The sequence below is a fragment of the Sphaerisporangium sp. NPDC004334 genome (genome assembly GCF_053602655.1).
In genome coordinates this window covers 1-12,020 of record NZ_JBSGDZ010000018.1, presented here as the reverse complement: position 1 = coordinate 12,020, position 12,020 = coordinate 1, and the positions used below count along the sequence as shown (strand labels likewise).

Here is a 12,020-nt window from a genome sequence, read left to right as displayed (position 1 = left end):
ACCGTCGAGGCGCCGACCGGCTCGAACGCCCCGGCGAACCGGCCGTCCTTCGACGCGGAAGCTTCTCGGGGTCGAGCACGACAAGACGCTCGGGCTCGGCGTGAGCGCGCGCCCCTGGACGCCTTCCGGGCGCCGGCGCATGGTCGAAGCATGACCTCACCTTCGCCGGCGCGCTCCGTCGCCGTTCCCACGGCCGAAGAGACGCGGACCGCGTGGCGCCTGGTCGCCGCTCACCTGGCTCCCACCCCGGTCGACCCGGGGGCGGGCACCGCGCTGAAGCTGGAGAGTCTCCAGCCCGCCGAGGGCGCCAGCGCGGCGGCCGTCGCCGCGCTGCTCGCCGGGAAGGTGACACCGCACGGACGCATGGTGGCCGTGGTCTCAGGCCGCAACATCACCCTACGGGCCCTGGCCGCCGTGCTGGCACAGCCACGCCCCGGCGCCCCCTGACCCGCCCTGGGCCTGCCTGCCCGTCGTCGCCCTCGGTACCCGCGGCCCCGGCCCGTCCCGATGCCCGCGGGTGCACAGGGAAGGTCACCCGCGGGCCGGGAACGCGGGCGTGCCGGAGGTGGCGAGGGCGCGGGGGTCGGGGACGGGCGGCACGGGGCCGGGCTCGGAGGTGCGGCCGAGCGGGGACTTCTGCCAGGTGAACCCGTGCGGGAAGGTGGTCCGGGCGAGGGCGCGCTGGCCGTCGGCGTTGGGGTGGAAGTAGTCCCACTTGCTGATGTGGTCGAGGGTGAACGGGTAGCCGAACACCGCGCCCTCGTCGGAGCGGCACCCCGGACCGTAGGCCGCGCACGCCTGCCGCATCGCCTCGTTGTAGTCCTCGACGCGTTCTCTGACGCGGTCGCGGCGGGCCTGGTCCTTCTTCGCCATGGAGTCGGCGTCGGTCAGCATCGCCGGGCAGATGTGGCCGAGCGCCCAGAAGGCGCGGGCCACGACGTTGTCCTTGCCGATGCGCCACAGCCTCTTGAGGTCGGGGATGCTGGCCACGAACACCTTGACGCCGGCGGCGGCCAGCACGTCGAGCGCCCGCTCGACCCGGGCGCGGTAGGTGGACACCGGCGTCATGCGCGACTCGGTGGCCGTGCAGGCATCCTGCGCGCCGATCAGGATGGTGACGTAGGCGGCCTTGGCGGCCACGGCCTTCTGCGCCTGCCCCGCCAGGTCGGCGCTGGTCGAGCCGGGGACGGCGAAGTTGAGGTTGTGGCCCTTGACGGCCTGGCCGTAGCCGAGCAGGCGCAGGTAGTGGCTGTTCACCGAGGGGTGGTCGCCGGCCGACCACGACCGGGAGGTGCACGAGACGTACCAGCCGCACGCGTTGAAGCCCGCGCTGATCGAGTCGCCCAGCGCCGCCATCACCGGCGGCACCGGCTCGGCGGCGGCCGCGGCGGCGGCGGCCGTGCCGGGCGCGCACACCACCGCGGCGGCGAGAACGAGCGCGATCTTGCGGACCATGGTCACCTCCACCTGGAACGATCCATCCCGGGCGGGAGATCGAGAACCCAAGGTAGAGATCGGCAAGGGTGCGCTCTATTACCTCCGGGGAAGGCGTTGCTACCGTTGACCAAGTTCCTATCGCGGCTTGACAGCGAAGCAGGCGTATGTAGACGCCGATGACGCCCGCTCACCCGTGACCGGCGGGGGCGGTGAGACGGGGACCCGATGTCGAACGTGTTCAGATTCCGCATAAGGTGGGCAGAGTGAGTGTCGCGCTCGGGATAACCCGCCCCCCGCTGGTACGCACCATCCCCATCGATCACACCGGCGATCTGGTCGCGCGACTGCCACAGGCTCCCCCTTACGCCTGGGTCCACCGGGGCGAGGGCCTGGTCGCCTGGGGTGAGGCGGCCAGGGTGACGGTGCCGCCCGGTCCCGGCCGCTTCGACTGGGCCAGGGCGTGGCTGGCGACGGCGTTCGGCGAGGCCCGCGTGGACGACGACGTGAGCGTGCCCGGGTCCGGCCCGGTGGCGTTCGGCTCGTTCACCTTCGACCCCGACGCCCCCGGCTCGGTGCTGGTGATCCCCCGCGTCGTGCTGGGCCGCAGGAACGGCCGCGCGTGGCTGACCACGATCGGCGAGCCGCCGATGGAGCTGATGGCGCCCCCCTCCTCCCCTGGCCGCGTCGTCTACGGCGACGGCTCGCTCACCGCGCCCGGATGGCAGCACGCCGTGGGCCGCGCGGTCGGCGAGATCAGGTCGGGGCGGCTGGAGAAGGTCGTGCTCGCCCGCGACCTGGTCGCCACCGCCGAGCGCGACATCGACGTGCGCCTGCTGCTGGAGCGGCTGGCCTCGGCCTACCCCGACTGCTACACCTTCTCCTGCGCGGGCCTGGTGGGGGCCACCCCCGAGTTGCTGGTGCGGCACACCGGCAAGGCCGTCGAGTCGCTGGTGCTGGCCGGCACGACCTACCGCGGGTCCGGCCCTGAGGAGGACCGCGCCCAGGCGGCGGCCCTGTTCGCCTCCCGCAAGGACCGCTACGAGCACGCCTGCGCGGTCGCCTCGGTCCGCGAGACTCTTACGCCGCTGTGCGCCTCGCTCACCGTGCCCGACGAGCCCGAACTGCTGGTGCTGCCCAACGTGCAGCACCTGGCCAGCCGGGTGCGCGGCCGGCTGGCGGACGGCGCCTCGGTGCTCGACGTGGTGGCCGCCATGCACCCGACGGCGGCGGTCGGCGGCACGCCGACCCCCGTCGCGCTGGAGGTGATCCGCGAACTGGAGGGCATGGACCGCGGCGGGTACGCCGGCCCGGTCGGGTGGATCGACGGGCGCGGTGACGGCGAGTGGGGCATCGCGCTGCGCTGCGCCCAGATCCAGGGACGCCGGGCGCGGCTGTTCGCCGGCTGCGGCATCATGGGCGACTCCGACCCGGCGGCCGAGCTGGCCGAGGCCCAGGCCAAGTTCCGCGTCATGCGCCACGCCCTGGAAAGCTGAGGCGCGCGGCCGGCCCTCCGCGCCCCCGCTCAGCCTCCCGTGGTGTCGTCCTGGCCGCCCGCCGGGGAGGCCGCGTGGCGGTCGAGTTCGTGGGTGAGGTCGTCCAGTTCGGCGCCGCCGGCCATCAGGGAGGTCAGCTCTTCGCGGGTGATGGCGTCCCTGTCGAACCGCCCGAGGCTCGCGCCCCGGTTGAGGAGCAGGAAGCGGTCGCCCACCGGGAAGGCGTGGTGGGGGTTGTGGGTGATGAACACCACGCCGAGGCCCCGGTCGCGCGCCCTGGCGATGTAGCGGAGCACCACCCCGGCCTGTCTGACGCCGAGGGCGGAGGTCGGCTCGTCCAGGATGAGCACCCGCGCCCCGAAGTACACCGCGCGGGCGATGGCGACCGACTGGCGCTCGCCGCCCGACAGCGTGCCGACCGGCTGGTCTACGTCGCGGACGTCGATGCCCATGGCGCGCAGTTCCTCGCGCGCCACCTTTCTGGCGCGCGCCACGTCGAAGCGGCGCAGCGGTCCGGTGACCGGCTCGGAGCCGAGGAAGAAGTTCCGCCAGACCGACATCAGCGGGATCATCGCCAGGTCCTGGTAGACCGTGGCGATGCCGCGGTCCAGCGCCTCGCGGGGCCCGCCGAGCCGCACCGGCACGCCGTCCAGCAGGTACTCGCCCTGGTCCTGCTGGTGGACCCCGGCGAGGATCTTGATGAGCGTCGACTTGCCGGCGCCGTTATCGCCCAGCACGCAGGTGACCTCGCCCGCGCGCACGAGCATCGACACGCCCCGCAGGGCGATGACGCCGCCGAAGGTCTTGCCGATGTCGCGGACCTCCAGCAGCGGCGCGGCCGCGGCGCCCGGCCGGCTCGCGGGCACGGTGTCCGGCGTCATCGCCTGACCTCCTCGGCGTAGCGGCGCACCAGGCGGTTGGCCAAGGTGGCCAGCAGCAGCATCGCGCCCAGGAAGAACTTGAACCAGTCGGCGTCCCACCCGGCGAACACGATGCCCTTGTCGGCCATCCCGAAGATCACCGCACCGATGGAGGCGCCGACCGCCGAGCCGTATCCGCCGGTCAGCAGGCATCCGCCGATCACCGCGGCGATGATGTAGATGAACTCCTGGCCGATGCCGGCGTTGGCCTGGACCGAGGTGAAGCGCAGCGCCATGATCGAGCCGACCAGCCAGGCGGCGGTGGCCGTGGTCATGAACAGCGCGATCTTGGTGCGCGCGGCGGGCACGCCGACGGCCCGCGCCGCCTGCTCGTCGCCGCCCACCGCGAAGATCCAGTTGCCCGCCCTGGTGCGCATGAGGACCCACGTCGCCAGGACGGTGACGCCGATCCACCAGAAGATGGCCACCCGGAAGTCCACCCCGCCGGCGCTGACCGAGCCGGCCAGCAGGGCGCGCGCGCCCTGGTAGCCCTCGGCCCTGCGCAGCCCGCTCACCTGCACGGTGCCGGTGATGGCCTTGGTGACCCCGAGGTTGAGCCCTTGCAGCATCAGGAAGGTGCCGAGGGTGACGATGAAGCTCGGCAGCCGGGTGCGCACCACCAGCAGGCCGTTGGCGAAACCGATCGCCAGCGCCAGCGCCAGGCCGGCGAGCATGGCGGCCCACACGTTCCAGCCGAACCTGGTGGCCAGGGTCACCATCACCAGCCCCGTCGTGCCGGTGAGCACGCCGGCCGACAGGTCGAACTCGCCGCCGATCATGAGCAGGGCGATGGCGACGGCCATGATGCCCAGCGTGGAGGCCGGGTCGAGCCAGTTGGCCACCCCGTCGGCCGACCGGAAGACGGCCGACTGGGCGGAGAAGAAGGCGAAGACCGCGACCGCGCCGACCACCGAGCCGAGTTCCGGGCGGATCAGCAGGCGCCGGGCCCGCCCGGAGCCCGCGACGCGCTCGTCGGCGGTGAGACTGGTCACCGGGTGCCGCCCTGGGCGAGCTTGGCGACCTGGGCCGCGTTCTCCTTGGTCACGAACCCAGGGCCGGTGTTGACGGGCAGGCCGCCGCCGACGGTGTTGAGGTTGTTCTTGTACAGGTACAGGAAGGTGATCGGCAGCCAGCCCTGCAGGTACTGCTGCTGGTCGACGGCGAACAGGATCTCTCCGGCCTCGATGGCGTCGACGACGTCGGCCGACAGGTCGAAGGTGGCCAGCTCGGCCTTGGAGCCGCCGTCCTGGATCGCGTCGCGGGCGGCGATGGCGACCGCCGGGTTGAGGGCCAGCACGCCGTTGACCGAGGCGTCGCTCTGGAGCTTGGCCTTGATCTTGGAGGTGGCGTCGGCGAGGTTGCTCACGTCCACCTGGAGCCGTTCGACGGTGCCGCCGAGGGTCGCGGTGGCGCCGTTGCACCGCTGGTCCAGGCCGACGTTGCCCGCCTCGTGGATGACGCACAGGAGCTTGGTGACGCCCGCGGCCTTGAGCTTCTCCCCCGCGCCGCGCCCGGCGACCTCCTCCGACTGCCCGACGTGGGTGATGGCGCCGAACTCCTTGGAGCTGTCGGCGCCGGAGTTGATGGTGACGACCGGGATCTTGGCGGCGACCGCCTTGCCGATGGCCTCCTTCAGCGCGTCGGGGTTGGCCATGGAGACCACCACGCCGTCGACCTTCTGGCTGACGGCCTGGTCGATGAGCTGCGCCTGCTTGGCCGGGTCGCCGTCGCCCTGGTAGGTCACCGTGGCGCCGTACCGCTTGCCGGCGGCCTCGGCGCCGTTCTTGACGACGTCCCAGAACGCGTCGCCGGGAGCGCCGTGAGTGATCACGGCGAAGGTCCCGCCGCCGTCCTGTGCGCCCGCCGCCGCCGACGCCGGGGCGCCACCGGCCGCCGGGGTGGTCGGGTCGCCGCCGGAGCACCCGCCGAGCGCCAGTGTCGCCAGAGCCGTCGCCGCAACCAGGCGTGTGGTCAACCTCATGGTCACCTCCCGCACCGTCCCGGGGGTCGGGATCGGCCGCATGCCAGAGTTTGTAACCTCAGGTAACCTGCCTGTCAATAATTTGTCGTGACATTCGGATGTATGACCCATCGGCAGTCCTCGCCAGTACGCCAGGTCAGGGGGCCGCGCCGGGGCTGGGGCCGTCCACACCGGCGAGCAGGCGCGCACGACGGCGTCCCGCGGTGACCTGACACGGCCGTCGGCGGCGCCGGGCGCCCGTCTGGCACCGCCGGCCACCCGGAGGTACCCGTCTGACATGGGCACTTCCCCGGCGTCAATATTTGTCAGGACATTCTGATGTCCGCTAGCCTCGTTCCACAGCGATCAGTCACCGAGCCGGGAGAAGGCATGGGCACTCGACTCGACATCGACCTCGATCGCTCCAGCCCGGTGCCGCTCTACTTCCAGGTGGCCGAGCAGATCGCCGAGGCGATCCGCCGGGGCGACCTGGTGCCCGGGTCCCGGCTCGACAACGAGATCCTGCTCGCCGACCGGCTCGGGCTGTCGCGCCCGACCATCCGCCAGGCCATCCAGTATCTCGTGGACAAGGGCCTGCTCGTGCGCAAACGCGGCGTCGGCACCCAGGTGGTGCACGGCCAGGTGAAGCGCACGGTCGAGCTGACCAGCCTGTACGACGACCTGCGCCGGGCCGGTCAGGAGCCGGGCACCAAGGTGCTCTCCCTGGAGCCCATCGGCGCCTCCGACGAGATCGCCGCGGTCCTCGGCGTGCCGCCCGGCACCGAGGTGCTGCGCCTGGAGCGGGTGCGCTACGCCGCGGGCGAGCCGCTGGCCTTGCTGCACAACTGGCTGCCGGCGGGTCTCGGGCCGCTGAGCGCGAGGTCCCTCGAGGAACGCGGCCTGTACGAGCTGCTGCGTTCGGCCGGGGTGCGCATGCGGGTGGCCAACCAGCGCATCGGCGCCCGCGCGGCCACCCCCGCGGAGGCGCGTCTGCTGGACGAGCGCCGGGGGGCGCCGCTGCTGACGATGGTGCGCACGACCTACGACGACCAGGGCAGGGCCGTCGAGCACGGCTCGCACGTCTACCGGGCCTCGCACTACTCGCTGGAGGTCACGCTGATCGAACGCTGAGGGGCGGTCCCGGTCGTCTCGGCGGTCCCGGCGGTCTCGGCCGCCTGGTCCGGCTCATCGGGCTCGGACGCCCGCCCGGCTCGGCGCTTGATGTACAGCGTGGTGGCGCAGCCGAACAGCACGGCGACGACCAGGCCGACCCACGAGAAGCCCTTGAGCCAGCGGTCGGCGACGATGCCCAGGTAGTAGATGACGGCGGTGGTGCCGCCCGCCCAGGTGATGCCGCCCAGGACGTTGGCGATCAGGAACCGCCAGTAGGGCATGCGCAACGCCCCGGCCAGCGGCCCGGCCAGGATGCGCAGCAGCGCGATGAAGCGGCCGAAGAACACCGCCCACATGCCCCACCGGTCGAAGGCCTTCTCGGCCTTGGCGATGTGCCCGGGGCCGAAATGCTTGGGAAAGCGTCTGGCCAGCCGGTCGAACAGCGGCTGCCCGCCCTTGCGGCCGATGACGTACCCGATCGAGTCGCCGATGATGGCCCCGGCGCTCGCGCACACCCCGACCCACACCGGGCTGACGACGTGCTGCGCCGACAGCAGCGCGGCGCTGACCAGGACGATCTCGCCGGGCAGCGGGATGCCGAGGCTCTCGACACCGATCACCACGCCGACGATCACGCAGATCCACAGCGGGGGGATCGCCTGGAGCCATTCCTCGACATGCATGGCTCACACTTTATGCGGTGGGATGCCCTCTCTTGGCGTGCGCGGGAAACATCGGGGACTTCTAAGGGAGATCCCTGAGGGCCGCGTGGGCGGCCTCGCGCATGGCCGCGTGGACGCGGGCGTTCTCCGCCCGGTCGGTGCGCACCTCCACGATGCGGGGGCCCTCTCCCCGGATGGCCTTGGGCAGGTCGCCGATGGAGGACAGCAGGGTGTGCGGGGTGCCCGTGGCGGCGGCGAGGTAGGACAGGTTCACCCCGTGCGGAGTGCCGAAGACCCGCTCGAAGGAGTCGGGCAGCGCCGCCTGCGGCAGCAGCGAGAAGATGCCGCCGCCGTCGTTGTTGACGACGACCAGGCACAGGTCGGGCCGGGGCTCGCGGGGGCCGAGCACCAGGCCGTTCTGGTCGTGCAGCAGGGTGAGGTCGCCGATGAGGGCGTAGGAGGGCCCGTTGTGGGCGAGCGCGGCGCCCATCGCGGTGGACACCAGCCCGTCGATGCCCGAGGCGCCGCGGTTGGCCAGCAGCCGCACACCGCGCCGGGGGCGCATGGCCTGGTCGAGGTTCCTGATGGGCATGGAGGACCCGCAGAACAGCAGGGCGTTGTTGGGCAGCGCCTCGGCCAGGTCTCTGGCCAGGCGCGGCTCGCTCAGCTCGGCCTCGTCCAGCACGGCGTCGACGGCGGCGCGCGCGGCGGCCTCGGCGTTGCGCCAGGACCACAGCCAGCCGTCGTCGCCGGCCGCGACGGGGATCTCCACGGCCTGGGCGACCTGGGTGGCCGAGCGGGTGGGGTCGGGCCAGTGGGACAGGTCGGAGGCGACGACGATGTGCTCGCGCGCCTGCGTGAGCCACGACAGCAGGGGGCGCGACAGGCTGGGCCGGCCGAGCGTGACGACCACGTCGGGGCGGTGGGCGTCGGCGAACTCGGGGGCGCCGAGCAGGAAGTGGTAGGCCGAGATGGCGTGGTCACCGTACCTGGCCCCGCCGGTGGGTTCCGACAGCACCGGCCAACCGGCCATTCCGGCGGCGGCGACGTAGCGGCGCACGTTGGAGGCGCCGTCGCCGACCACCAGGACGCCGCGGCGGGTGGGCGAGACGTGCAGGCCCGCCGAGGGCGGGGCCACCCGGGCGCGCACCCAGGGCCCGGCCGCGCCGCCCTCCAGCGGCTCGCACCAGGAGGTGTCGCCGTCGGGGACCAGCGGCTCGCGGAAGGCCACGTTCAGGTGGACCGGGCCGGGGTCGCCGGGCCCGAGGGCGCGCTGGTAGGCGCGGCCGGCCAGCGACCGCCAGTACGCGACCTGGCCCGGCCGCTCCTCGGGCACGCCGATCTCGCTGAACCAGCGGACCGACGACCCGTACAGCTTGATCTGGTCGATGGTCTGGCTGGCCCCGGTGGCGCGCAGCTCGGGCGGGCGGTCGGCGGTCAGCACCAGCAGCGGGACGCCCGACTCGTGGGCCTCGATCACCGCGGGGTGGAAGTTGGCGGCGGCGGTGCCGGAGGTGCACACCAGCGCGACCGGCCGCTCGGACCTGCGGGCCAGGCCCAGGGCCAGGAACGACGCCGACCGCTCGTCGATGCGCACGTGCAGGCGCACGCGCGGGTCGCCGTGCGCCGCGATGGCCAGCGGCGCCGAGCGGGAGCCGGGAGCCAGCACCACCTCGGTCAGCCCGCAGCGCACCAGCTCGTCGACCAGGACGCCGGACAGCGCGGTGGCGGGGTTCACCTGCCCTCCTCGAACGGGACCTGCCGGGCGGCCCGCCCGGCGGGACGGGCGCGCGGGGGAAGGGGGAAGGCCCTCATCTAGGGGCGGCGCGGGAAGCGGGAGAAGTCGGGGCGGCGCTTCTCCTTGAAGGCGTCGCGGCCCTCCTGGGCCTCTTCGCTCATGTAGTACAGCAGGGTGGCGTCACCGGCGAACTGCTGCATGCCGGCCGCGCCGTCGCTGACGGCGTTGATGGCGCCCTTGAGCATGCGCAGGGCCAGCGGCGACTTGTCCAGCATCTCGCGGCACCACTGGACGGTCTCCTCCTCCAGCCGCTCCAGCGGGACGACCGTGTTGACCAGGCCCATGTCCAGGGCCTCCTGCGCGTTGTAGAAGCGGCACAGGTACCAGATCTCGCGGGCCTTCTTCAGCCCCACGGTCTCGGCGAGCAGCCACGCGCCGTATCCGCCGTCGAAGGAGCCGACCTTGGGGCCGGTCTGGCCGAACACGGCGTTGTCGGCGGCGATGGTGAGGTCGCAGCAGACGTGCAGCACGTGGCCGCCGCCCACGGCGTACCCGGCGACCATGGCGACGACCGGCTTGGGCAGGCGGCGGATCTGGATCTGCAGGTCCAGCACGTTGAGCCGGCCGATGCCGTCGGGGCCGACGTAGCCGTCGTCGCCGCGGATCTTCTGGTCGCCGCCGGAGCAGAACGCCTCGGTGCCGGCGCCGGTGAGGACGACCACGCCGACCTCGCCGTCGTCGCGGGCGGCGTTGAACGCGTGCTGGAGTTCGAAGAGGGTGGTCGGGCGGAAGGCGTTGCGCCGCTCGGGGCGGTTGATCGTGATCTTCGCGATGCCGTCGGCCGTCTCGTAGATGATGTCCTCGTAGTCACCGGACCGCTTCCAGTCGACAGTGCTCACGGTCACGCTCGCTCCTCCACTCACCTGCGCGTCGCCCGGCAGGGCACGGCCGGGACCCCTCTCATCGGGACTAACCTTACGACCGTGAGTGAGCGTCCTGTGCACGCGGTGGTCCTCCCTCCCGGTCCCGACCTGTTCGGCATGGTTCGCCGGGCGTTGCTCGACGGCGGCCCCGCCGTGCTGCCCCTGGCTCCGGAGCTGCCGGCCCCGGCGCTGCGGGAGGCACTGGAGGCGCTGCGCCCGACCCATGTGGTGACCGCCGGCGGGGTGCGGCCCCGGGAGGGCGGGGTCCCCGCGTCCGGGGACACCGCGGTGATCATCGCGACGAGCGGCTCGACGGGCGTCCCCAAGGGGGCCGAGCTGACCGCCGGCGCCCTGACCGCCTCGGCCGCGGCCTCGCTGGCCCGCCTCGGCGCCCGGCCGGGCGAGCGGTGGCTGTGCTGCCTGCCCGTCTCGCACGTGTCGGGGCTGGCGGTGCTGGTGCGCTCGCTGCTGGGCGGCGCGGCGCCCCTGATCCACGAGCGGTTCTCGCCCGAGGCGGTGGCCGCCAGCGGCGCCGACCACGTGTCGCTGGTCCCGACGCAGCTCAGACGCTTGATCGACATCGGCGCCGACCTGTCGGCCTTCCGCACGATCCTCCTCGGCGGCGCCGCCCCGCCGCCCGGCCTGCTTGCGGAGGCGCGCGCCGCCGGAGCGCGCGTGGTGACCACCTACGGCATGAGCGAGACGTGCGGCGGGTGCGTCTACGACGGCGTCCCGCTGGACGGGGTGGGCGCCGCGGTCGGGCCGGACGGGCGGGTGCGCCTCTCCGGGCCCGTGCTGTTCTCCGGCTACCGGCTGCGCCCCGACCTGACCGCCGCGTCGCTGCGGGACGGCTGGTACCTCACCTCCGACCTCGGCACGCTGGAGGAGGGCCGGCTGCGCGTGGTGGGCCGCGCCGACGACGTGATCAACACCGGGGGGCGCAAGGTGGTCGCCGGGACGGTGGCGGGCGTCCTGTCCGGCCATCCGGGGGTCCGCGACGCCGTCGTCGTCGGGCGGCCGCACCACGAGTGGGGCGAGGAGGTCGTCGCGGTGGTGGTGGCCGCCGACCCGGCCGCTCCCCCGGCGCTGGGTGAGCTGCGCGCCCTGGTGAAGGAGCGCCTGCCGGGGTACGCGGCGCCGCGGGCGCTGGCGGTGCGCGACCGGCTGCCGCTGCTGCCGAACGGCAAACACGATCTTGTCGCCATACGACGTGATATTTCCGGGTTTGGTGGCGCAAGAGAGGTTCGTTGACCACAATGTCGCGTCGAAGGGGAACCGTACGCCGCATCCAGCGCGTCATACCGACAGCAGTGGATCTAGGAAGGACGCCTTGATGAACCCAACCCGCAAGATGTGGATCTCCGCCGGAGTGGTGGGAGCGGTCCTCGTCGGGGGGATATCCGTCGCGGCCGCCGCCGCCACGGGACGGGTCGAGTCCGAGAAGGCCGGCCGGACGAGCGAGAGCTCGACGACCTACGCTCCGGGCGAGGCACCCGGCCAGATCCCCGGGCCCGGCGTCCCGGCCAACGCGGAACCCACGAGCGCGCCGTCGGTCTTCGTCGACGACCAGATGAACCGCGATCCCAAGAAGGTCGCCGAGTACTGGACCGAGAAGCGCCTGGAAGAGGCCGAGCCTCTCCCCATCCCCGTGCTCACCGGGGAGAAGAAGCCCAAGTAAGGCCGCACGAGCCGTCGCGGGAGGCGGGCCGCCGTACGGCGGCCCCCCACCCAGCCGCACAGGGACCGTTAACACCACCCCGGGGCGAGGAAAGAA

The 12,020-nt window shown here is 73.1% G+C and carries 12 protein-coding genes; 5 read left to right on the top strand and 7 right to left on the bottom strand.

The window, feature by feature from the left end; all coding sequences use genetic code 11:
- Positions 1-150: 150 nt before the first annotated feature.
- Positions 151-447, top strand: coding sequence for a hypothetical protein (locus ACWEN6_RS23680; protein WP_452572838.1), 297 nt, complete (start codon positions 151-153; stop codon positions 445-447).
- A gap of 84 nt (positions 448-531) precedes the next feature.
- Here ACWEN6_RS23680 and ACWEN6_RS23675 read toward each other — a convergent pair whose 3' ends face one another.
- On the bottom strand, positions 532-1,467 hold the full coding sequence (locus tag ACWEN6_RS23675; RefSeq protein WP_452572836.1) for a GDSL-type esterase/lipase family protein: 936 nt from the start codon (positions 1,465-1,467) through the stop codon (positions 532-534).
- 233 nt (positions 1,468-1,700) lie between these two features.
- On the opposite strand from ACWEN6_RS23675, the gene ACWEN6_RS23670 reads away from it, so the two are divergent.
- Positions 1,701-2,930, top strand: coding sequence for an isochorismate synthase (locus ACWEN6_RS23670; RefSeq protein ID WP_354920638.1), 1,230 nt, complete (start codon positions 1,701-1,703; stop codon positions 2,928-2,930).
- 29 nt (positions 2,931-2,959) lie between these two features.
- On the opposite strand, the gene ACWEN6_RS23665 is transcribed toward ACWEN6_RS23670, so the two are convergent.
- Genes ACWEN6_RS23665 through ACWEN6_RS23655 form a run of 3 tightly spaced genes read right to left on the bottom strand, consistent with a single transcriptional unit; the run spans position 2,960 to position 5,831 of the window.
- Entirely contained in the window at positions 2,960-3,811 is an 852-nt protein-coding gene (locus ACWEN6_RS23665) for an ATP-binding cassette domain-containing protein (RefSeq protein ID WP_452572834.1), read from the bottom strand.
- On the bottom strand, positions 3,808-4,842 hold the full coding sequence (locus ACWEN6_RS23660) for an ABC transporter permease (protein WP_354920644.1): 1,035 nt from the start codon (positions 4,840-4,842) through the stop codon (positions 3,808-3,810). Before ACWEN6_RS23660 ends, ACWEN6_RS23665 begins: the two co-directional genes overlap by 4 nt.
- The gene (locus tag ACWEN6_RS23655) at positions 4,839-5,831 is read right to left on the bottom strand and encodes a sugar ABC transporter substrate-binding protein (RefSeq protein WP_354853880.1); all 993 of its coding nucleotides are present in this window, start codon (positions 5,829-5,831) and stop codon (positions 4,839-4,841) included. Before ACWEN6_RS23655 ends, ACWEN6_RS23660 begins: the two co-directional genes overlap by 4 nt.
- 369 nt (positions 5,832-6,200) lie before the next feature.
- On the opposite strand from ACWEN6_RS23655, the gene ACWEN6_RS23650 reads away from it, so the two are divergent.
- Positions 6,201-6,941, top strand: coding sequence for a GntR family transcriptional regulator (locus ACWEN6_RS23650; RefSeq protein WP_452572832.1), 741 nt, complete (start codon positions 6,201-6,203; stop codon positions 6,939-6,941).
- Here ACWEN6_RS23650 and ACWEN6_RS23645 read toward each other — a convergent pair.
- The 3 genes from ACWEN6_RS23645 to menB form a co-directional block, all read right to left on the bottom strand.
- A complete protein-coding gene (locus tag ACWEN6_RS23645) occupies positions 6,908-7,606 on the bottom strand; it encodes a DedA family protein (RefSeq protein ID WP_354920650.1) in 699 nt (232 codons plus the stop codon). The two genes, ACWEN6_RS23650 and ACWEN6_RS23645, sit on opposite strands and share 34 nt — an antisense overlap.
- A gap of 61 nt (positions 7,607-7,667) precedes the next feature.
- Positions 7,668-9,323: a 2-succinyl-5-enolpyruvyl-6-hydroxy-3-cyclohexene-1-carboxylic-acid synthase gene (menD, locus tag ACWEN6_RS23640; protein WP_354920653.1), complete on the bottom strand. Its 1,656-nt coding sequence runs from the start codon at positions 9,321-9,323 to the stop codon at positions 7,668-7,670.
- Positions 9,324-9,400: 77 nt separating this feature from the next.
- Positions 9,401-10,222 carry a 1,4-dihydroxy-2-naphthoyl-CoA synthase gene (gene menB / locus ACWEN6_RS23635; protein WP_354921000.1) on the bottom strand — a complete coding sequence of 274 codons (822 nt, stop codon included), beginning with the start codon at positions 10,220-10,222 and terminating at the stop codon, positions 9,401-9,403.
- Positions 10,223-10,363: 141 nt separating this feature from the next.
- Between menB and ACWEN6_RS23630 the strand changes: the two genes are divergently transcribed.
- A complete protein-coding gene (locus ACWEN6_RS23630) occupies positions 10,364-11,497 on the top strand; it encodes an AMP-binding protein (RefSeq protein WP_354921003.1) in 1,134 nt (377 codons plus the stop codon).
- Positions 11,498-11,579: 82 nt separating this feature from the next.
- Positions 11,580-11,924 (top strand): hypothetical protein, encoded by a 345-nt coding sequence (locus ACWEN6_RS23625; protein WP_354920656.1) that lies wholly within the window; start codon positions 11,580-11,582, stop codon positions 11,922-11,924.
- The last annotated feature ends 96 nt before the right edge of the window (positions 11,925-12,020 follow it).

What these genes read in the sequence shown, in the direction of transcription:
- ACWEN6_RS23680 (WP_452572838.1), top strand. Translation starts at nt 151, where the DNA reads ATGACCTCACCTTCGCCGGCGCGCTCCGTCGCCGTTCCCACGGCCGAA.
- ACWEN6_RS23665 (WP_452572834.1), bottom strand. Translation starts at nt 3,811, where the DNA reads ATGACGCCGGACACCGTGCCCGCGAGCCGGCCGGGCGCCGCGGCCGCG.
- ACWEN6_RS23655 (WP_354853880.1), bottom strand. Translation starts at nt 5,831, where the DNA reads ATGAGGTTGACCACACGCCTGGTTGCGGCGACGGCTCTGGCGACACTG.
- ACWEN6_RS23650 (WP_452572832.1), top strand. Translation starts at nt 6,201, where the DNA reads ATGGGCACTCGACTCGACATCGACCTCGATCGCTCCAGCCCGGTGCCG.
- ACWEN6_RS23645 (WP_354920650.1), bottom strand. Translation starts at nt 7,606, where the DNA reads ATGCATGTCGAGGAATGGCTCCAGGCGATCCCCCCGCTGTGGATCTGC.
- ACWEN6_RS23630 (WP_354921003.1), top strand. Translation starts at nt 10,364, where the DNA reads ATGGTTCGCCGGGCGTTGCTCGACGGCGGCCCCGCCGTGCTGCCCCTG.
- ACWEN6_RS23625 (WP_354920656.1), top strand. Translation starts at nt 11,580, where the DNA reads ATGAACCCAACCCGCAAGATGTGGATCTCCGCCGGAGTGGTGGGAGCG.